This is a genomic window from Pseudomonas sp. TE3895, assembly GCF_056278855.1.
The window spans coordinates 2,761,630-2,781,419 of the sequence record NZ_JBWBQE010000001.1; the positions used below are offsets into that span (position 1 = coordinate 2,761,630).

13 protein-coding genes are annotated in these 19,790 nt (G+C 63.5%); 5 read left to right on the plus strand and 8 right to left on the minus strand.

Annotated features, from left to right (window positions below; all coding sequences use genetic code 11):
• The first annotated feature begins 198 nt into the window (after positions 1 to 198).
• The gene (locus ACZ889_RS12375) at positions 199 to 2,691 is read left to right on the plus strand and encodes a TonB-dependent siderophore receptor (RefSeq protein WP_060546646.1); all 2,493 of its coding nucleotides are present in this window, start codon (positions 199 to 201) and stop codon (positions 2,689 to 2,691) included.
• A gap of 57 nt (positions 2,692 to 2,748) precedes the next feature.
• On the opposite strand, the gene pvdO is transcribed toward ACZ889_RS12375, so the two are convergent.
• The 8 genes from pvdO to ACZ889_RS12415 all read right to left on the minus strand — a co-directional run bounded on the left by pvdO (position 2,749) and on the right by ACZ889_RS12415 (position 15,896).
• On the minus strand, positions 2,749 to 3,627 hold the full coding sequence (gene pvdO, locus ACZ889_RS12380; protein ID WP_003255995.1) for a dihydropyoverdine dehydrogenase: 879 nt from the start codon (positions 3,625 to 3,627) through the stop codon (positions 2,749 to 2,751).
• 37 nt (positions 3,628 to 3,664) lie between these two features.
• Positions 3,665 to 7,912: an amino acid adenylation domain-containing protein gene (locus ACZ889_RS12385; RefSeq protein ID WP_476257409.1), complete on the minus strand. Its 4,248-nt coding sequence runs from the start codon at positions 7,910 to 7,912 to the stop codon at positions 3,665 to 3,667.
• A gap of 167 nt (positions 7,913 to 8,079) precedes the next feature.
• Positions 8,080 to 9,729, minus strand: coding sequence for a cyclic peptide export ABC transporter (locus tag ACZ889_RS12390; RefSeq protein ID WP_476257410.1), 1,650 nt, complete (start codon positions 9,727 to 9,729; stop codon positions 8,080 to 8,082).
• Positions 9,730 to 9,751: 22 nt separating this feature from the next.
• The gene (locus ACZ889_RS12395; protein ID WP_476257411.1) at positions 9,752 to 10,771 is read right to left on the minus strand and encodes a GNAT family N-acetyltransferase; all 1,020 of its coding nucleotides are present in this window, start codon (positions 10,769 to 10,771) and stop codon (positions 9,752 to 9,754) included.
• A 76-nt stretch (positions 10,772 to 10,847) separates the two neighbouring features.
• Complete coding sequence (locus ACZ889_RS12400) at positions 10,848 to 12,287, minus strand: efflux transporter outer membrane subunit (protein WP_108078070.1); 1,440 nt, start codon at positions 12,285 to 12,287, stop codon at positions 10,848 to 10,850.
• The gene (locus ACZ889_RS12405; protein WP_014755890.1) at positions 12,284 to 14,254 is read right to left on the minus strand and encodes a MacB family efflux pump subunit; all 1,971 of its coding nucleotides are present in this window, start codon (positions 14,252 to 14,254) and stop codon (positions 12,284 to 12,286) included. Before ACZ889_RS12405 ends, ACZ889_RS12400 begins: the two co-directional genes overlap by 4 nt.
• A complete protein-coding gene (locus ACZ889_RS12410; protein ID WP_019750845.1) occupies positions 14,255 to 15,418 on the minus strand; it encodes an efflux RND transporter periplasmic adaptor subunit in 1,164 nt (387 codons plus the stop codon).
• Between the two features lie 205 nt (positions 15,419 to 15,623).
• Positions 15,624 to 15,896, minus strand: a complete 273-nt coding sequence (locus ACZ889_RS12415; protein ID WP_003251523.1) for a hypothetical protein — start codon at positions 15,894 to 15,896, stop codon at positions 15,624 to 15,626.
• A 154-nt stretch (positions 15,897 to 16,050) separates the two neighbouring features.
• Between ACZ889_RS12415 and ACZ889_RS12420 the strand changes: the two genes are divergently transcribed.
• From ACZ889_RS12420 to ACZ889_RS12435, 4 genes are all read left to right on the plus strand, one after another.
• On the plus strand, positions 16,051 to 16,527 hold the full coding sequence (locus ACZ889_RS12420) for a PaaI family thioesterase (RefSeq protein ID WP_003251521.1): 477 nt from the start codon (positions 16,051 to 16,053) through the stop codon (positions 16,525 to 16,527).
• Positions 16,524 to 17,006, plus strand: a complete 483-nt coding sequence (locus ACZ889_RS12425) for a PaaI family thioesterase (RefSeq protein ID WP_003251519.1) — start codon at positions 16,524 to 16,526, stop codon at positions 17,004 to 17,006. Before ACZ889_RS12420 ends, ACZ889_RS12425 begins: the two co-directional genes overlap by 4 nt.
• A 69-nt stretch (positions 17,007 to 17,075) precedes the next feature.
• Positions 17,076 to 18,980, plus strand: coding sequence for a molecular chaperone HtpG (gene htpG, locus ACZ889_RS12430; protein WP_012051738.1), 1,905 nt, complete (start codon positions 17,076 to 17,078; stop codon positions 18,978 to 18,980).
• Positions 18,981 to 19,057: 77 nt separating this feature from the next.
• The gene (locus tag ACZ889_RS12435) at positions 19,058 to 19,783 is read left to right on the plus strand and encodes a dienelactone hydrolase family protein (RefSeq protein WP_108078072.1); all 726 of its coding nucleotides are present in this window, start codon (positions 19,058 to 19,060) and stop codon (positions 19,781 to 19,783) included.
• The last annotated feature ends 7 nt before the right edge of the window (positions 19,784 to 19,790 follow it).

Below are 19,790 nucleotides of genomic sequence, written 5' to 3' on the forward strand. Positions count from 1 at the left end.
AAATTCTCATTCTGGATTTTTCAGGGTGATGCGTCTTATGTAGGAGCGCGCTGAAAGCCACACGTGGCAAGCCGTTTTGACTTGCGTGTCAGGCGTCTGTCGCGGGATCTGTCCGGGGGAGGATGGGCAGCTCGGCCGTTTGGGGGCCGTTGGCGGGCGCGGGACGATTTCATTACACGATATAAATAGAGAAATACCATGCCAGCAGGATTTTTCGAGTTCAAACCATTGGTCAAGGCGCTTTGCATGTCCCGCTCGATCAGCGCCCGCTCATCACGGGCGTTGCTCGGCAAAGGGGTGCTGGGCGCCGCATTGATGCTGCCCATGGCCGCCCAGGTCTGGGCTCAGGGGGTCAACTTCGACATCGCTGCCCAGTCGCTGCCCAACGCCCTGCGTGCGCTTGGCGAGCAGGCCGATGTGCAGTTCATCTACAACGCCTCGGAAATGGCCGACCTGCGTGGCAATGAAGTGCGTGGCAGCTACACCGTCGATGCGGCAGTGGCCAAGCTGTTGCGCGGCTTGCCGGTCAGCTACAGCCTGGAGGGCGATACCCTGACCCTGGTGCGGCGTGAGCGGCCAGCGTCCTCGGCGCTGGAGCTGGGCACCACCAGCATCACGGGCAACACGTTGGGCGTGACCACCGAAGGCAGCAACTCGTATACCACCGGTGGCGTCACCATCGGCAAGAGCGAACACAAGCTCAAGGACATTCCGCAGAGCGTGTCGGTGATGACCCGCAAGCGCATGGATGACCAGAACATCACCGACTTGCCGACGCTGTTGGCCAACGCGCCGGGCATGACCTTCGCCAAAAGCCCGGGTACCGGCGGCTTCATCACCTCGCGCGGTTTTGAAATCGATTCGCTGCAGTACGATGGCGTGCCCATGACCCGTGGCATCTACGCGCTGGGCAGCTACCTGACGGAACCGACGGCATTCTATGACCGTGTCGAACTGCTGCGTGGCGGCGCTGCGCTGCTGCAGGGGGCCAACAGCCCCGGTGGCGCGATCAACTTCGTGCGCAAGCGCGGCCAGGCCAAGCCGACAGTCACCCTGACCGCCCAGGCCGGTTCCTGGGACCACTATGCCACCCAGGTTGACGTTGGCGGCCCGCTGAACGAGGCGGGCAACATCCGTGGGCGTGCCGTGGTCGACTACGATACGCGCAACTCGTTCATCGACTATGTGGGCGGCTGGGAGCAGAAGGTCTACGGTGCGCTGGACTTCGACCTGTCTGAAGACACCACCCTCGGTGTCGGCATCAGCGATCGCAAGACGCGTTTCACGCCCATGGTCGCCGGTTTGCCGCGCTTCAGTGATGGCCGGGACGTAGGCTTGTCGCGCTCGACCTTCACCGGCTCCGACTGGAACCGCGGCATGACCGAGCAGCTGGCGTTGTATGTCGACCTCGAGCACCGCTTCAACGACCACTGGAAGTTCAAGACCGCGGCGGTGGCGATCAACGAGCGCAACGAAATGACCTACGCCTACGTGGTAGCGCCGACCGGCCTGGCCAACGATGGGTCTGGGTTGTTCGACTGGCGCTATGCCACTGATTTCAACTCCCACAGCCGTGGCCTGGACATGTTCGTCGATGGCGACTTCAACGGTTTTGGCTTTGACCAGGAAGTGGTCTTCGGCGGTAACTACTCACGCTTCACCAGCGACAACACCATGGCGGTGGTGCGCAGCGCGGGGGCGAACATTTTCGATCTCGACAACCACTTGCCCTTCGAGAACTACGACAGCCTGGCGGCCCGTGGCACGCGTACCGACAGCCAGTACACGATCGTGCAGAAAGGTATCTACGGTACCTGGCGCGTCAAGCTGACCGACCCGCTGACCTTGATCCTGGGCGGGCGTACCAGCTGGTACTCCTATGATTACGATTCCCAGGTCTATCAGGCCGGCGTCCATCAATACGACAGCCCAGCCTCCAAGGCCAACAACGGTGTTGTCACCCCCTACGCGGGCCTGGTTTACGAATTGACGCCGCAATGGTCGGCCTACGCCAGCTATGCCGACGTCTTCATCCCGCAGAGTGCCATTGGCGTGGGTGGTTCCACGATCGAGCCGATCACAGGTAGCAACTACGAGCTGGGCTTGAAGGGCGAGCTCAACGACGGCCAGGTCAATACCAGCGTCGCGCTGTTCCGCTATGACCATGAAAACCGCGCGGTGCCGATTCTGAACACCGAATCGTTGTGTGGCGGCTCCAACTGCGCGGCAGCGTCTGGCAAAGTGCGTAGCCAAGGCCTTGAAGCCGAGATCAACGGTGAGGTGCTGCCAGGCCTGCAAGCGTCGGCCAGTTACGTCTACAACACCACCAAGTACCTCAAGGACAACACGTACGAAGACAAGATTTTCTCCACCTGGACGCCGAAACACTCGGTGAAGGTGTGGACGGACTACACCCTGCCTGGTGACTTCAGCCGCTTCAGTGTCGGCGGCGGTTTCAACAGCCAGAGCAGCACCGTTGCCTACGACCGCAAATTCGATTCGCCCGGCTTCACCATCTGGAATGCGCGCCTTGGTTACAAGGTCAGCGATGAAGTCAGCCTGGCGGTCAACTTCAACAACATCTTCGACAAGGTGTACTACATCCCGTCGTATGCTGCGGTCAGTGCCAACAACTATTACGGCGACCCTCGCAACTTCATGTTCTCGGTCAAATACACCCCGCAGTTCTGAACCTGGGGCCACGCAGGCCATCTTGGCGGGTACCCCGCCCAGATGGCCTGCGCCAGGTCACAGCTCCCGCGCTACACGAAAGCCCAGGAAGTCGCCACGTACCGTGCGTTCGCGATCATTGCGATTGCCCGAACGCGAGAAGATCGGCGCTTCACCCCAGTCATTCCCGCGCATGTGCGCCGCCTGGCAAAGCCCGCCGTCGGCCTCCATCCAGGCGCTGCCATCGCTGGGCGCGCCGACGTAGTCCTTGTGGTAGCAGTCGGCGACCCATTCATACACGTTACCGTGCATGTCATAGACGCCAAAGGCATTGGGCGGGTAGCTGCCTACCGGTGAGGTGTAGCTGTAGCCGTCCTTGGGGCCGTAGGTATTGGCGTGCTTGCTTATCTGGTAGTCGCCTTCTTCATCGAACGGGAACGGGAACGGCCCGGTGGAGCCGGCCCGTGCCGCATACTCGCGTTCGGCCTCGCTGAGCATGCGGTAAGTGTGGCCGGTCTTTTTGCTCAGCCACTGCGCATAGGCCTGCACATCGTAGTAATCAACGCACACTGCCGGCTGGCGCGGCCCTTGCGGGTAGCGAGGCTTGCTGGCCTGGCACAGGCGCCCTGGGCGTTTGTCACCGTCCTTGATGACCACGCCGGTTTCCTTGATATAGGCATCCAGCTCGCCGGCGGTGACCTGGAAGCGGCTGATGGCGAAGGGTTTGGCGAAGGTCACGGTATGTTGCGGGCCTTCGTCGGGCTGCTTGCCCGGTTCGTCATCCGGCGTGCCCATGACGAAACTGCCCGCAGGCAGCACGACCATTTCCGGGCAGCCGGCCTTGCAATCCTGGAAGACCTCGCCCGGGGTCTTGCTGGCAGCCTGGGCGAGTAGCGGGCAGGCCGCCATGGCCAGGGCAAGGGCCAGGCCGGTGACGGTGTAGGGGGCGCACTTCATGGCGAACGTTTCCTTTTTGGCAGGTGTGACGGGGTATTCAGGGTGCCGGGCAGCTACGGCCGAACGCCTCGATGAACGAGTCGATCAGGGGCTGCTCCAGCATCATGGTTTCGTGTGGGTAGGGTGAGTGCAGCGAAACGTCCAGCTCACCCCCTGCGCAGAACTGGCGGATGACCTGCTCGGCGGCGTGAATGTGTGCTGCGCTCTTGTGCACCTGCGACCACCAGCAACTGGGCTTGACCCTGAGCGGAGTGAGGGTGAAATCGGCGAAGCTCGCTTCCAGCTGATCGTGGATGTCGAACGCCTGGGCATTCATGATCTGGGCCTTGGCACTGGCCAGCACGCCCTGGACATCGCTGCCAGCGTCAGCCAGGTGCGCCGTGGCCCACTGGTAGAACGCCTTGACGTCCTGAGTAGGGTTGGCGTGCAGCTGCTCGGCGGCGGCCTGTTTGGCCTGCGGGAACAACAGGCCGAACAGCTCGACGGTGTCTTGCAGCTCGCGCTGGCCCGGCGTATCGCTGTGGCGGGCTGGGCGAGGGGTGTGAGGGGGGAACGCGGCGCGGCTTAACTGCGCCTCGGGCAGGGTGCTGTCGACCAGCCCCAGGAATGCGACCTCGCAGCCGGCCTGTTCCAGCTGCCGGGCGATGTCCCAGGCAATGCTGCCGCCCAGGGACCAGCCCATCAGGCGGTATGGCCCGGACGGTTGTGCCTGGCGGATCTGTGCGGTGTAGTCGGCGATCATCGCTTGCCAGCCTTGCCGTTCGGCCGGCGCCGGGCTGCCGCCCCGGTGCTGCACGCCGTAGACGCAAGCCTGCGGTTCCAGGCACCTGGCCAGCGGCTGATAGCTGAAGACCATGCCGCCGCTGGGGTGGATACAGAACAATGCAGGCAGCGGTGTGGCCGGGCGGTTGAGGGGCACGATGCACGGGCTCGCACCTGCATGCTCTCGGCCCAGATGTGCGGCCAACAGGTCGATGCGGGGGTAGGCGAGCAGGTCCTGGATACGCACTGCCAGGCCCAGTGCCTGCTTGATGCTGGCCAGCAGCTGGATGGCCAGCAACGAGTGGCCACCCAGTTCGAAGAAGTGATCGTCGCGGCTGATACGTTCGACGTTGAGCGCGGTTTGCCACAACGTGGCCAAGGCCTGTTCCAGCGCGCCCTGGGGAGCGTTGTAGGCTTGCTGCAGCAGGCTGGCATCGGCCTTGGGCAGGGCCTTGCGGTCGAGCTTGCCGTTGGCTGTCAGCGGCCACCGGTCGAGCAGCAGCAGGTGCGCCGGGACCATGTAGTCCGGCAGCGCTTCCTTCAGCTGTTCGCGCAGCTGCGCGCGCAGCCCGGCCTGCTGCTCCAGCGCTACCTCGGCAGCGGGGATCAGGTAGGCCACCAGCTGCTGGCCGGTCGCGCCTTCCTGGGCCAGCACCAGGGCCTCGCGCACTTGTGGTTGAGCCTGCAGGCGGGCTTCGATTTCACCCAGCTCGATGCGGAAGCCGCGGATCTTCACCTGGTGGTCGATGCGCCCGGCGTATTCGATCACCCCGTCGGCGTGGTAGCGCGCCAGGTCACCGGTGCGGTACAGGCGCCCGCCAGGGGCACCGAACGGGTCCGGCACGAAGCGTGTGGCGCTCAGGTCGCTGCGCTTGAGGTAGCCGCGCGCTAGGCCGGCGCGGCCCACGTACAGCTCGCCGATGCAGCCTTTGGCTACCGGGTTCAGGTCGCCGTCGAGCACATACCAGGACAGGTCGGGGATCGGCACGCCCATCGGGCTGCTGGCCGCCTTGCCCAGGTCAGCCAGCGACAGCGGCCGGTAGCTGACATGCACGGTGGTTTCGGTGATGCCGTACATGTTCACCAGCTGCGGCTGGTGGTCGCCGAAGCGCTCGAACCACGGTGCCAGGCTGTTGACGTCCAGCGCCTCGCCCCCGAACACCACGCTGCGCAATGCCAGCGGCCGCTGCGGCTCGGCCGTGGTGGCCACTGCCATCAGTTGCTTGAACGCCGACGGGGTCTGGTTCAGCACCGTGACCTGCTCATCGGCCAGCAGCTGGTAGAAGGCCTCGGGCGAGCGGCTGGTGTGCTGCGGCACGATCACCAGGCGCCCGCCGTACAGCAGGGCGCCGAAGATTTCCCACACCGAGAAGTCGAAGGCATAGGAGTGGAACAGGCTCCACACGTCGTCGCTGCCGAAGCGGAAGTCGGCGTCGGTGGCCGTGAACAGGCGCAGCACGTTGCGCTGCGGCAGCAGCACGCCCTTGGGCTTGCCGGTGGAACCGGAGGTGTAGATCACATAGGCGAGGTTGTCCGGGCTGACCGTGACCGGCGAGCAGGCCAGCGGGTCGGCCTGGCTGCTGTCATCGTTGCTTTCCAGGCTGAGCACGCGCACGCCTGCCGGCACCGGCAGGCTGGCCAGCACCTGGGGCTGGGCCAGCACGCGCTGCAGGCCGCTGTCTTCGATCATGTAGGCCAAACGGTCGGCCGGGTAGGCCGGGTCCAGCGGCACATAGGCACCGCCAGCCTTGAGGATGGCGAAGATGCCAACGACCATGTCCAGCGAGCGCTCGGCAGCCAGGCCGACCAGCACGTCGGGCCCGACCCCGTCGTCGACCAGGCGCCGCGCCAGGGCGTTGGCACGCTGGTTGAGCTGGGCATAGCTCAGGGCCTGGCCCTCGCAGGTGACGGCGATGGCATCGGGGGTGCGCTGCACCTGGGCTTCGATGCGGCTGTGCAGGGCCTGATCGGCCGGGTGCTCGGCGGGGGCCGGGTTCCACTGGGCGAAGGTGGCTTGCTGTTCCGGCGTGCCCAGCATGTCGAGCTCGCCCAGCCGTTGCTCGGGCCCCCGGGCCATGGCCAGCAGCAGGTTCTGCCAGTGCCGGGCCATGCGTTGCACGGTGGCGTGGCTGAACTGGCTGCAGTCGTATTCCAGGCTGAAGCCAAGGCCATCGGCTGCGTATTCAAGGTCGATGCCGACCAGGCATTTGGCCTGGGCGCTGGCGGTATCGAGGAAGTCCAGCTGCAGTGGGCCCAGGGCCAGCGGGCCGCTGGCAGTCCCGGCCACGCGCCAGTTGAACAGCGCCTGGAACAACTGGGTGGGTAGCACCTGGCCGTTGTGCTGCAGCGTCTCCAGGTACAGCTCCATCGGGTAGTCGCTGTGGCTCAGGGCCGCAATAGACTGCTCCCGCAGGTTTTGCAGCAGGGTCTGCACGGATTGCTGCGGGTCGAGTTCGGCGCGGTAGATCTGGGTGCTGACGAAAAAACCTACCAGCTGCTGGGTTTCGCTGCGGTTGCGCCCGGCGCTGGGCACGCCGAGGGTGAATTGCCGCTGGCCGCTGTAGCGGCCCAGCAGCACCTGCCAGGCGGCCAGGGCGATGACGAAGGGTTGCACGCCCTGCTGCCGGCTGAGCTGCAGCAGGGCCTGGAACACCTCGGCGTCCAGTTGCAGGCCATGGTAGCGGGCACTGGTGCCCTCGGGCGGTGCGTCAGCGCAGCGCGGGTCGAGGTCACCCGGCAACATCAACGGCTGCAGTTCGTCACCCAGCCGGGTATGCCAGTAGCGGGCAGACGCTTGGCACGCATCGCTTTGCAGGTAAGCCTGGCGTTGCCAGATGGCGTAATCGGCATACTGGATGGCGGGCCGTTGCAGCTTGCAGGCTCCCTGGGCGGCTGCCTGCGAATAGGCGCCCAGCAGGTCCTGCAGCAGGATCGGATTGGACCAGGCGTCTGAAACGATGTGGTGCATGTTCAGCAGCAACACATGCTCGTCACCTTGTACTTTCACCAGCCGGGCCCGGATCAGGGGCGCCTTGCCGAGGTCGAACGGTGCCAGCGCATCCGCTTCGATGAGCCGCTGCAATGCATGAGGGCGTTGCGTGGCGGGCATGGCGGTCAGGTCGTCGCAGGGCATTTCGAGGCGTGCGTCGGCTTCGACGAACTGCTGCGGTATGCCCTCGACCTCGGCGAACCTGCTGCGCAGGATGTCATGGCGGTCGACCACCGCCTGCAAGGCCATGGCCAGCTGCTGGCCATGCAGTTCACCCTTCAGTGACAGTGCCCGTGGCAGGTTGTACGCCGCGCTCTGCGGGTTGAACTGCTGCAGGTACCACAGGCGCTGCTGGGCGAAGGAGAGGGGGGCCGGCCCGGCACTCTCGCGTGGTGCTATCCGGTCGGGTTCAGGCCGCTCATCCTGGAGGAGGGCGAGCAAGGCGTCGTCCAGCAAGTCTTCAGCGAGCGAGTCGGCATCCAGTGATTCGTGCATGGCGGTCCCTGTGGCAGTCGAGGCGAAGGACAGCAGCATGGGGGCCGGCCTTGCCGGCGAATGGCCGCTGTCCTCTGGAGAGGTGTATGGCCAGTAAACGAGCCGCCGCACGGCAAATTTACCGGCGGGCGTGTGGGTGACGGGGCGGGTGGGCAGGCCCCGGCCAGGGTTGTAACCGACCTGGTCGGGGCGAGGGATGCAGCCGGTCAGGCCGGCTGGGCTGCGGTGCGAACCTTGCCGCTGTCCATGTGTACCAACTGGTCGGCAATATCGAAGTAGCGGTCATCGTGGGAGATGACAATGATGGTCTTGCCCAGGCGCTTGAGGTCCGGCAGCAGCTCTGTGTAGAAGATGCGGCGGAAGGTTGGGTCCTGATCGGCTGCCCACTCGTCGAACACCAGTACCGGGCGCTGCTCCAGCCAGGCGCTGATCAGGGCCAGGCGCTTGCGTTGCCCAGTGGACAGGTCGGTGGTGGTGAAGGCGCCGTCACGTACGCTGACCTTGTGCGCGATCTCCAGGCGTTGCAGGTATTGGGTCGCATCGTCGGGAATCTGCTGGTCACCCTGGACCACGTCGTCGAACAGGTAGTAGTCGGCGAAAATGGTGGTGAACAGTTGTCGGTAGTCATCCCGGTCAAGCACCGAGACCGGCTGACCATCCAGCAGGATGTCACCACTGTGCGGCGCATACAGGCCAAGCAGCAGCTTGATCAGCGTGGTCTTGCCACAACCGTTCTCGCCGACGATGAACACGATGTCGCCCTGGTTGATCGTGAGGTTCACCGGGCCCAGGCGAAACGGCGTGCTGCCCTCGACGGCCGGAAATGCGTACTGCACATTGCGCAGTTCCAGGCTGTCCATGGTCTGGCGCGGTGCGCCTTGGCCGTCGAGCAGCAGGTTCGGTTCGGGCGAGGAAAACTGCTCTGACAGCTCGGCAATGCGCTGGAATGCCACCTGTGCCTTGCTGACCAGCGGCAGTACGCTGACCAGATGGTCCAGTGGGCCTTTCATGTACAGCAGCACCAGCACGAAGCCGGTCATTGCCGCCTGATCGACGCTTGTCCAGGTGCTCTGCAGGGCCAGGGCCAGGCCGATGACGATGAAGAACAGCGTCGAGCCGAACGTCTTGGCCAGGATGTAGGTATTGACTGCCTTGATCTGGATGGCGCTGATCCGCTCGCTGATCCCCTGGATGTGCCGGGTGAACATGCGATACCGGCGCGGCCGGTGTATGCGCAGCTCCTTGGCGCCCTGGGCAATGGCGTTGTAATGCTTCTGCAGGTCGTCCTCGGCCTCGCGGGCGCTATTGAACCCCTTGATGCCGCGCGTGCGGGCGATGACCTGGGCGGTGATGCCGGCGCCCAATGCCAGCAGCATCAGCAGGAACAGCGGGCCGGACAATGTTGCCAGGTAGCCCATGCAGCCCAGCGTCACCGTCAGCGAAATGGTCAGGGGGGCGAAGGCGAACGAGAAATCGCTGATGGTATCGATATCGTGGGTCAGTACCGGTATCAGGCGGTGGCTGCGATAGCGCTCGATCTGCTCGATGGGCGCCGAAAGCACTTTTTCGCCCAGCTCCTTGCGCAGTTTGGCAATGATCTTCTGGCCAACGAAATTGGTGCCCATGTCGGAGAAGATGCTGCTGAGCAAGGTCAGCACGCAGAGGCCGGCAAACAACCACAGCACGGCGTGGGTCAGCCCTGCTTCGCTGTTGAGGGCGCGGTTGATGGTGGCCAGCAGCGTGGTGACGCTGAAGCCGCCGAGGATGCCCAACAGTATGGAAACCAGCACGATGGGCCAGAATGGCTTGAGCAACTGGGCAAGCTCGCGGGTCGCGCTGAGCGGTTTGCGAATCATGGGGAAGTCTTCTCCAGGCGGATCAAAGGACGTGGTCATCAAAGAAGGCTTCGCGCTCCAGACGCAGCAGAGCGGCTTTCTTGTGGGCCAGTTGAATGTCCTTCAGGTGGCCGAACCCCTGGGACTTGAGGAAGTCGATCTGGCGCGTATGGTCGATGCGCGGCTCGCCGAGAATCCGCTGGGTGCGTGGGTCATCGAGGAACATGTAATGCATCAGCGAGCGGAACCAGCCGCGCAGTTTGCCGATGCCCTGGTGCTTGGGCTCGCCGATCACCACATGCCAGCCACGGTCGTAATCGGCGACGTCGTAGTAGGGGGCGATGCGGTCTTCCTTGCACCAGTACACCTCGAAGTAGGCGAAGGGTTCGTCGTCGAAGCAGCCGATCAGCGGGTGTACGCGCGGGTCGTCGAGCATTTCGCGAATGTATTGCGCATGTTCTTCCGGAGTGCCGGTCTGCTCCCAGAAGAACGCGACTTGCTCCAGGTTCATCCAGCGGTTGAAGGCTGCAAGGTCCTTCACCGGGTCGATGGTGCGCAGTGAAAAGGTGGCGTTCAGCTTCGGCAGATGGCGTCGATAGACTTCGCCCGCCGGTTTGGGCGGGCGTTGCGGGTGGCGTTTCTCGCCGCTGAAGCAATAACGCGGGGCCGTGTGCACGCTGGCCGGCTCGCGAAGCCACGGCAGGGGTTGCTGCCAGAAGGTCTGGCGGGTACAGCGCAGGGCAAGCCTGCCTTGGTCGTCGACCTGCCAGTGATCGAAAATGCCTTCGCGTACCGCACGCACGGCAAATTCCCGGTCGCCAGGGACCTGCACATTCACCTCGTTGCATTGTTTGCGGTGGCAGAAACGGGTCGCCAGCACTGCCAGCATCGCGCTGGCCGGAAATGCTGGCGGAAGTTGCTCGAAGACGATGCGGTTGTCGACCTCCCGGTAGGCGATGGCGGCGCTGCTGTCGAGGCGCAGGCTACCGCTCTCTGGCGTTTCATCCTGGGCACTGGCTTTGCGGCCATCGGCCAGGATCAGACTGAAAGAGGGTGCGTTCATAGGGCTTCCTGTGAGGGGTCGAGTGCGACTTGTCGGGTGCTGTCCATGGATAAAGACGAACCGCACCTGCCGATGTTTAAGCGCCGGGTGCGGCACCCGGTTCAGCGCCAGCGACCTGCCAGCCGCCGCCCAGGGCCTTGTACAGGGCGATGCTGCCCATGACCCGCTTGAGGCGCAGTTGCACATCCTCGTCCTGAGCCTGGTACAGGGTGCGTTGGGTTTGCAGGACGGTCAGCAGGTCCTCGGCGCCCGCCTGGTAGCGGCTTTCGGCGATGTCGAAGGCTTTGCGCGCCTGTTGCAGTTCGATCGCCTGCCAATGCAGTTGCCGGTCGATGCCGTCCAGGGTATTGAGGGCCTTTTCCACATCGCCGAAACCGGCCAGGATAGCGCCGCGGTAGTTCTGCAGCAGTTCCTCCTGGCTTGCGACCGCCTTGTCGCGTTCAGCGCGCAGGCGGCCGTTGTTGAACACCGGCGTGACCAGGCCTGCGGCGAGGCTGGTGAAGGGGTTGCGCAAGACGTCCGGGAAGTGATCGGCGCCGCTGCCGACGATCAGCGTCAGGTTGAGTTTGGGCAGCATCGCCGCGCGGGCTACGCGCACATTGGCCTGAGCCGCCGCCAGCTTGGCCTCGGCATTGGCGATGTCCGGCCGACGGCTGATCAGTTCGCTGGGCAGGCCCGCATCGATCGAGGGCCAGTTGAGCTGTTCAAAGCGCGTGTTGTCCAGTTGCAGGTCCTGCACCGGCTGCCCGACCAGGGTCGCCAGGGTGATCAGGGCCTCCCGGGCCTGTTGCTGGTAAAGCGGGCGTTGCCGTTGCTGGGTGGCGACCAGGCTTTGTTGCTGGGCCAGTTCCAGTGCTGTGGCCGAGCCTGCATCGAAGCGGGTTTGCACCAGTTGCAGGACACGCTCGGCATTGGCCAGGTTAAGGTCGGCAATCCGCCCCTGCTGCTGGAAGGCCAGCGCCTGCATGTAGCTGTCGGCAACCTTGCCGAGCAAGGTCAGTTCAACGGTCGCGCGGTCGAACTCACTGGCTTGCAGGCCGTGCAGGGCACTCTCGCGGGCTGCCGCGTTGCCGCCCCAGAAGTCCACCTCATAGCTGGCCTTCAGGGCCACATCCAGGTAATGAGTGGTGCGCTGGGTCGGGCTGGAATTCAGTTGGCTGTAGCCGTTGCCGTGCTGCAGGCGCTCGCGGTTGGCATTGGCTGCCCCGGTCACCTCGGGCAGCAAGGGGCCGCCGGCGATGATCGCATCAGCCTGTGCCTGGCGAACCCGGGCCATGGCCGCGCCGATTTCGAAGCTGTCGGTGCGGGCTTGCTCCACCAGCTGGTTCAGTGCCGGGCTGCCGAACGACTGCCACCAGCCGGTCAAGTGGCGTGGTGTGCTCTGAGGCGCGGCCGCCTGCCAGCGGGCCGGGGTATGCACACCGTGTTGCGGCGGCGTTGCAGGGGTGGCGCAGGCGCTCAGCAGCAGGCAGGCGCCGAGCAGGGGCAAGGGTTTGATCAACGTTGGGGTACTCATACGCTGGTAAGGGCGGCCACCGGGTCGAGCCGTGCAGCCTTGCGGGCGGGCATGAAGCCGAACGCGATACCGGTGACCACCGCGCAGGCGAAGGCACCGATGGCGGCAGGCAGCGAGAAGGCGACGGCGACCTGGCCCAGGCTCAGGGCGCCGCCGATCAGTAATGCCAGGGCGATGCCGCTGACGCCGCCGACCATCGTCAGCATCACGGCTTCAGTAAGGAACTGGCGCAGGATGTCGCGCTGGCGCGCGCCGGTGGCCATGCGGATACCAATTTCCCGTGTGCGCTCGCGCACGGTCATCAGCATGATGTTCATCACCCCGATGCCGCCCACCAGCAGCGAAATGGCGGCAATGGCGCCCAGCATCAGCGACAGTGCGTTCTGCGTTTTGGCTTCGGCCTGGATCATGGCCGCATTGTTGGTCAGTTCGAAGTCGGTTACGCCGTTGTGCAGTTTCAGCAGCAACTGGTCGATGACCTGCTCGGTCTGCTTCACCTGGCGCGCATCTGCGGCGGCGATCACCACGTATTCCGGGGCCTGGTTGCCGAACAGGCGCACGCTGGCGGTGGTGTAGGGCACCATCACTCGGGCGTCGGCATCCTGGTCGCCAGAGCTGGCGCCCTTGCCGGCCAGCACCCCGATGACCTGGAACGGTGCGTTCTCGATGAGAATGTACTGGCCCACCGGGTTGCGGTCGGCAAACAGTTTTTCCCGGGTCTTTTCGCCAATCACTGCCACTGCCGCGCCGGCGGCTTCGTCGGCCTCGGTGAAGAAACTGCCCTGCGCCACTGGCCAGTTGAATATCTGCGGGAAGTAGGTGTTGGAGCCGCCGACATAGAGCTTCAGGTCCTGGTTGCCATAGCGCACACCGGCCTTGCCGCCATTGACGGGCATGATCATGCGCACCTGGGGCAGGGTGGCGATGGCGCGGGTGTCGTCCAGGGTGATGATGCCTTCCGGCGCCCTGGGGGCGGGTGGCTTGCCGTTGAGGTAGATGATGTTGGAGCCGAAGGCGCCCATCTGCGCCATGACCTGGCGCTTGCTGCCTTCACCCACTGCCAGCATGACCACCACCGACGCCACGCCGATGATGATGCCCAGCAACGTCAGTGCGGTGCGGAAGCGGTTGATCCACATCACCCTCCACGCCGCCTTGACGGCGTCCAGCAGTTCGCCTTTCCAGGCACCGTTGTGCTCGCTGCCGTCGTTCAGGCGCTGGCGCAGGTCGACGGCCTGCAGCACGTCGACCTCAGGGTGCGAAGCGGGCAGTGGCTCAGGCTGGGCCTGGTCGCTGATGATCTGGCCATCGCGGATTTCGATGATGCGCTTGGCCCGTGCGGCGACTTCCCGGTCGTGGGTGATGAGGATCACCACATGGCCCTGGCTGGCCAGTTCGTCGAGCAGGGCCATGACTTCGGTACCGCTGCGGCTGTCGAGGGCGCCGGTGGGTTCGTCTGCCAGAATGATGTGGCCACCGTTCATCAGCGCGCGGGCTATCGATACGCGTTGTTGCTGGCCGCCGGACAACTGGTGCGGGCGATTACCGGTACGTTCGGCCAGGCCCAGGCGGGTCAGCAGGGCATGGGCGCGTGCGTGGCGCTCGGCGGCAGGCGTGCCGGCATAGATCGCCGGCATTTCGACATTTTCCTGGGCGGTGCCGGAGGCAATCAGGTGATAGCCCTGGAACACGAAACCGAAGGCTTCACGCCGCAGCCAGGCGAGTGCGTCACTGTCCAGGCTGGCCACCTGTTCACCCGCGAACAGGTAGTCGCCACTGGAGGGGCGGTCCAGGCAGCCGAGGATGTTCATCAGCGTAGACTTGCCTGAGCCGGAGGTACCGACAATGGCGACGAATTCACCGGCGTGAATGCTCAGGTTGATACCGCGCAAGACCTCGATTTGCGGTGTATCGACGCCGCCATAGCATTTGCGGATATCGCGCAGCTCAATCAGTGGGACTGGCATTTACCCTCCTGCACTGAGCAAGGGGCTGATCAGCAGGCGATCACCTTCTTCCAGCCCTTCGAGAATCTGCACGCGCAGGCGGTCGCTGATGCCGGTGCGCACTTCGCGATTTTCAATGGCGCCGTGTTTCGTCAGTACCTGTGCCAGCCTGCGATCGGGCTGCTTGCCCGGGTTGAGCGCGGAAATCGGGGCGGTCAGCACATTGTGCGCACGGTCAGCGACGAAGAACACCTGGGTGGTCATTTCTGCCATCAGGGCGCCGTCGGCGTTATCGACGTCCAGCAACACCGTATACAACACCACCCGGCCATTGCTTTTGCTGGCCGGGCTGCCGCTGCCCTGGTTGGCATGCTCCAGCGGCTTGGGCGGCACCGGCAGGATCTGCCGTACAGTGCTGTTCCAGCGCCGGGTGCCACCGCTGAGGGTGGTGAAATAGGCGTGCATGCCGGGTTTGACGTGGCCAATGTCCGCTTCCGACACTTCCGCCCAGACTGTCATCGGTGACAATTTGGCGATGCGCAGGATCAGCGGGGTCTGCTGCTGGGCGTTAAGCGTCTGCCCCTCGCGGGCATCCAGTGCGACCACGGTGCCACTCATGGGGGCATAGATGCGGGTGTAACCCAGTTCGGCCTGGTCGCTGCGCAGGCTGGCCTGGGCCTGGCGAATCTGCGCCTGGATCATGTCGATGCGCGCCTGGGTGGCCTTGAGCTCGGCGCGGGCCGTTTGCACATCCTCTTCGCGCGTGGCGCCGCCTGCCGCCAGGCTCTGCTGGCGCTCGGCCTTCTGCCGGGCCAGCTCATGCTGGGCACGTTGCTCTTGCAACTGTGCCTGCAGGTTTTCGACCGAGTAGCGTCCCGCGTCCAGCTTGGCCTGTTGCGTGGAAGGGTCGATCTCGACCAGCAACTGGCCTTCTTGCACCGCGTCGCCGACCTCGACCTTGATGGCACGGATCTGCCCGGATGCCTGGGCGCCGACGTCAACATAACGGCGTGGCTGCAAGGTGCCGATGGCGGTAACGCTGCTCTCGATATCACCCCGGCTGACAGTGACGGTATTCAGGCCATCATGGCGGGGTGGCATGATCTGCCAGGCACTTACGGCCAGCAATGTCGCCAGGCCAACTAAGGTGATCAGGGCCCGGCGGGCCAAGGGGGGACGTTTCATGCAGGGTTCCGGCCAAAGTAAGTTCCTCCGAGACACGTCGCGGGGTTGTACTTTGAACGAGAACCCGCCCGCAAAATTTACTGCGCGGCGCGCGGCGGGCGCTGATAAATGCCGGCGGCGAGTGAACTATTGGGTTAAACGTTTAAGCTGCAACTTGCAAACACAAAAAAACCCGACAGTTGTCGGGTTTTTTTGTTGACTCGAGTTACTGCTTGGCAGGTTCTGCCGGCGTAGCTGGAGCCGGAGTAGCCGGAGCGGCTTCTTCGGCAGCCTTCTGCTCGGCTTCGGCCTGATCTTTGGCAGCTTCGGCGTTTTCCTTGGCGGCTTCGTTCATCTTATCCTGAGCTTCACCCATTTTTTCCTGGGCTTGCTCGGCGTGTTGCTGTGCGTCCTGGGCTTTGTCTTCGCTCGCTTTATCGCAAGCAGCCAGGCCCATGGCAGCGGCCAGCATCAGAGCAAAAGCAAAAGGTTTACGCATGGGGGTGTTTCTCCTTGGTGGAATAAGTGACTTGTTCCTTCGAGTGCAACTACGCGGAATAAGTTCCACGAAGATTACAGATATATAACGCCCCGTTCTACATAGACTTTTTAACGAATTTATGCCGCTGCCCTGCGGCCGGTGGGAACAGCCGATGAACGATTCAACCTTGATGGCAATGGCCGAACGCTTTCTCTCGGCGTTAAAACATTGTCAGCTGTTGCAGATGCGCGTGGCGCAGGCTGATGGTGATGGCATGACCCTGGTCCTGCCATGGTCGCCAGCGATTGTCGGCAACCCGCAAACCGGTGCCGTGCACGGCGGTGCGCTGACCACGCTGATGGACACCACCTGTGGCATGGCCACGTTGTGTGTGCTGCCGCGCTTCGAAGTGTGCCCGACGTTGGACCTGCGCATCGACTACATGCACCCGGCTGAGGCTGGCAAGGACATCTACGGCCACGCCCAGTGCTACCGTGTTACCCGCGACGTGATCTTTACCCGTGGCACCGCCTACCAGGACGACCCCGACCAGCCCATCTGCCAGGTGGTGGGCACGTTCATGCGCCTGGGCCAGGACATCAAGGGCGGCATCCGTTTCGGCGACAGTCTGAAGGAGGGCAAGGCATGATTCCGCACGCGGTGCGCCAGCAGCTCAACGCCGCCCATGCGGTGGGCGACTATCGACCATTGCTGGCGCTGATTCCCTATGCCGGGCTGATCGGCATCGAATGCGAACGTCAGGGCGATGATGTGTTGTTCCGCCTGCCGGCAAGCCCGGACAATATCGGCAACCCACTGCTACCGGCCATTCATGGCGGCGTGATCGCCGGCTTCATGGAGCTGTCGGCAGCGCTGTACCTGCTGATCTACAGCGAGAGCGCAAGCATTCCGAAGATCATCGACTTTTCCATCGACTACCTGCGCGCCGGGCATTTTCGCGATACCTACGCCCAGTGCCAGTTGTGGCGTCAGGGCCGGCGGGTGACCAACGTGGCCATCACCGCCTGGCAGGGCGACAGGCAGTCGCCGATTGCCACGGCCCGTGCGCATTTCAAGATCGAACCGGAAAAGCCCTTGAAATCATCCGGGCAGCCCCCATCTGCATGACATCCGCCGTTAACGCTGGCCGAACCGGCCGCCAGGCGCCACCGCCATCAGATCGGAGTTTCGAAGACCATGACTGTGGAAACACAAAAGGAAACGTTGGGCTTCCAGACCGAGGTAAAGCAACTGCTGCACCTCATGATTCACTCGCTGTACTCGAACAAGGAAATCTTCCTGCGGGAGCTGATTTCCAATGCTTCCGACGCCGCCGACAAGCTGCGTTTCGAAGCCCTGGCCAAGCCAGAACTGCTCGAGGGCGATGCTGACCTGAAGATTCGCCTGAGCTTCGACAAGGACGCCGGTACCGTGACCCTCGAGGACAACGGCATCGGCATGAGCCGCGAAGACGTCATTGCCCACCTGGGCACCATCGCCAAGTCCGGCACTGCCGACTTCATGAAGAACCTCACCGGTGACCAGAAGAAGGACTCGCACCTGATCGGTCAGTTCGGCGTGGGCTTCTACTCCGCGTTCATCGTTGCCGACAAGGTCGACGTGTACAGCCGCCGTGCGGGCCAGCCAGCGGCCGAAGGTGTGCACTGGTCGTCGAAAGGCGAGGGCGAATTCGAAGTCGCCACCATCGACAAACCACAGCGCGGTACCCGTATCGTCCTGCACCTGAAGAAGGACGAGCAGGAGTTCGCCGATGGCTGGCGCCTGCGCAATGTGGTCAAGAAATACTCCGACCACATCGCCCTGCCGATTCAACTGCCAAAAGAGCAGGCCGCCGCTGAAGGTGAAGAGCAGCCGGCCGAAGAGTGGGAAACCGTCAACCGTGCCAGCGCCCTGTGGACCCGTTCGCGCACCGAGGTGAAGGACGAGGAATACCAGGAGTTCTACAAGCACATCGGCCATGACTTCGAAAACCCGCTGGCCTGGAGCCACAACAAGGTCGAAGGCAAGCTCGAATACAACTCGCTGCTGTACGTGCCGGCCCGTGCGCCGTTCGACCTGTACCAGCGCGAAGCGCCGCGCGGCCTGAAGCTGTACGTGCAGCGTGTGTTCATCATGGACCAGGCCGAGTCGTTCCTGCCGCTGTACCTGCGCTTCATCAAGGGTGTGGTTGATTCCAACGACCTGTCGCTGAACGTGTCGCGTGAAATCCTGCAGAAAGACCCGATCATCGATTCGATGAAGACCGCGCTGACCAAGCGTGTGCTGGACATGCTGGAGAAGCTGGCGAAGAACGAACCCGAGCAATACAAGGGCTTCTGGAAAAACTTCGGTCAGGTGCTGAAAGAGGGCCCGGCCGAAGATTTTGCCAACAAGGAGAAAATCGCCGGCCTGCTGCGCTTTGCTTCCACCCAGGACGACAGCGGCGAGCAGAGCGTCGCCCTGGCCGACTACCTGGCCCGCGCCAAGGAAGGTCAGGATAAGATCTATTACCTCACCGGCGAATCGTACGCGCAGGTCAAGAACAGCCCGCACCTGGAAGTCTTCCGCAAGAAAGGCATCGAAGTGCTGCTGCTCACTGACCGCATCGACGAGTGGCTGATGAGCTACCTCAACGAATTCGACGGCAAGGCCTTTGTCGATATTGCCCGTGGTGACCTGGACCTGGGCAAGCTGGATTCGGAAGAAGACAAGAAAGCCCAGGAAGAAGTCGCCAAGGACAAGGAAGGTTTGGTCGAGCGACTGAAAGGTGCGCTGGGTGACAGCGTGGCCGAAGTGCGCGTCTCGCACCGCCTGACCGACTCGCCGGCGATCCTGGCCATCGGCGAGCAGGACTTGGGCCTGCAGATGCGCCAGATCCTGGAAGCCAGCGGGCAGAAAGTGCCGGAGTCCAAGCCGATCTTCGAGTTCAACCCGAGCCACCCGCTGATCGAGAAGCTGGACCACGAGCAGAGCGAAGACCGTTTCGCCGAGCTGTCACATATCCTGTTCGATCAGGCGGCCCTGGCGGCCGGTGACAGCCTGAAGGACCCGGCGGCATACGTTCGTCGCCTGAACAAGCTGCTGGTCGAGCTGTCTGCTTGAGTTGATGCATAGGAAAGCCCGCTTCGGCGGGCTTTTTCATGGCTGCCTTTTTTGTGAAAGTGCCAAAGGAGTGCTAGATGAGCAAAGTTATCGTCGAATCGCTGGTTTATCACCTGTCTGGCAAGGCCTTCGAAAGCCGTTTGGTCTATGAGCCGGGTGCGCTGGGCCGCCCAGGGCTGGTGATGGCGCCGAACTGGATGGGCATTGGTGAAGGTGCCGAGCGCATTGCCAAGGAAGTGGCCGAGAAGGGCTATGTGGTGCTGATCGCCGACCTGTACGGGCAATCGGTGCGCCCGTCCAATGCCGATGAGGCAGGCGTGGCGATGATGCCGCTGAAGAATGACCGTGACGAACTGCGCAAGCGCATGCAGGAAGCCCTGGCGCAATTGCTGGGGCAGTCGAAGGCGCTGCTGGAGCCTGGCAAGGTGGCCACCTTCGGCTTCTGCTTCGGTGGCTGCTGTGCGTTGGAACTGGCCCGTAGCGGCGCCGACCTGCGTGCGGCCGTGTCGTTCCACGGCACCCTGGACACGCCGGACCCTGAAGATGCCAAGCACATCAAGGGCTCGGTGCTGGTGTTGCACGGTGCCTCCGACCCATTGGTGCCTAAGGAGCAGTTGCCGGCATTCGAGGACGAGATGAACGCGGCCAAGGTGGACTGGCAGTTGCTCAGTTATGGCGGCGCGGTGCACTCGTTTACCGACCCGAATGCCAATGTGCCGGGCAAGATGCAGTATAACCGGCGCACTTCCGAGCGAGCGTTTCGTTCGATGCATAATCTGCTGAGTGAAGTGTTCCAGCGTTGAGATTGCA

What these genes read in the sequence shown, in the direction of transcription:
- ACZ889_RS12395 (WP_476257411.1), bottom strand. Translation starts at nt 10,771, where the DNA reads ATGAACGCACCCTCTTTCAGTCTGATCCTGGCCGATGGCCGCAAAGCC.
- ACZ889_RS12425 (WP_003251519.1), top strand. Translation starts at nt 16,524, where the DNA reads ATGATTCCGCACGCGGTGCGCCAGCAGCTCAACGCCGCCCATGCGGTG.
- ACZ889_RS12410 (WP_019750845.1), bottom strand. Translation starts at nt 15,418, where the DNA reads ATGAAACGTCCCCCCTTGGCCCGCCGGGCCCTGATCACCTTAGTTGGC.
- ACZ889_RS12405 (WP_014755890.1), bottom strand. Translation starts at nt 14,254, where the DNA reads ATGCCAGTCCCACTGATTGAGCTGCGCGATATCCGCAAATGCTATGGC.
- ACZ889_RS12400 (WP_108078070.1), bottom strand. Translation starts at nt 12,287, where the DNA reads ATGAGTACCCCAACGTTGATCAAACCCTTGCCCCTGCTCGGCGCCTGC.
- htpG (WP_012051738.1), top strand. Translation starts at nt 17,076, where the DNA reads ATGACTGTGGAAACACAAAAGGAAACGTTGGGCTTCCAGACCGAGGTA.
- ACZ889_RS12385 (WP_476257409.1), bottom strand. Translation starts at nt 7,912, where the DNA reads ATGCTGCTGTCCTTCGCCTCGACTGCCACAGGGACCGCCATGCACGAA.
- ACZ889_RS12435 (WP_108078072.1), top strand. Translation starts at nt 19,058, where the DNA reads ATGAGCAAAGTTATCGTCGAATCGCTGGTTTATCACCTGTCTGGCAAG.
- ACZ889_RS12390 (WP_476257410.1), bottom strand. Translation starts at nt 9,729, where the DNA reads ATGATTCGCAAACCGCTCAGCGCGACCCGCGAGCTTGCCCAGTTGCTC.
- ACZ889_RS12420 (WP_003251521.1), top strand. Translation starts at nt 16,051, where the DNA reads ATGAACGATTCAACCTTGATGGCAATGGCCGAACGCTTTCTCTCGGCG.
- ACZ889_RS12375 (WP_060546646.1), top strand. Translation starts at nt 199, where the DNA reads ATGCCAGCAGGATTTTTCGAGTTCAAACCATTGGTCAAGGCGCTTTGC.
- pvdO (WP_003255995.1), bottom strand. Translation starts at nt 3,627, where the DNA reads ATGAAGTGCGCCCCCTACACCGTCACCGGCCTGGCCCTTGCCCTGGCC.
- ACZ889_RS12415 (WP_003251523.1), bottom strand. Translation starts at nt 15,896, where the DNA reads ATGCGTAAACCTTTTGCTTTTGCTCTGATGCTGGCCGCTGCCATGGGC.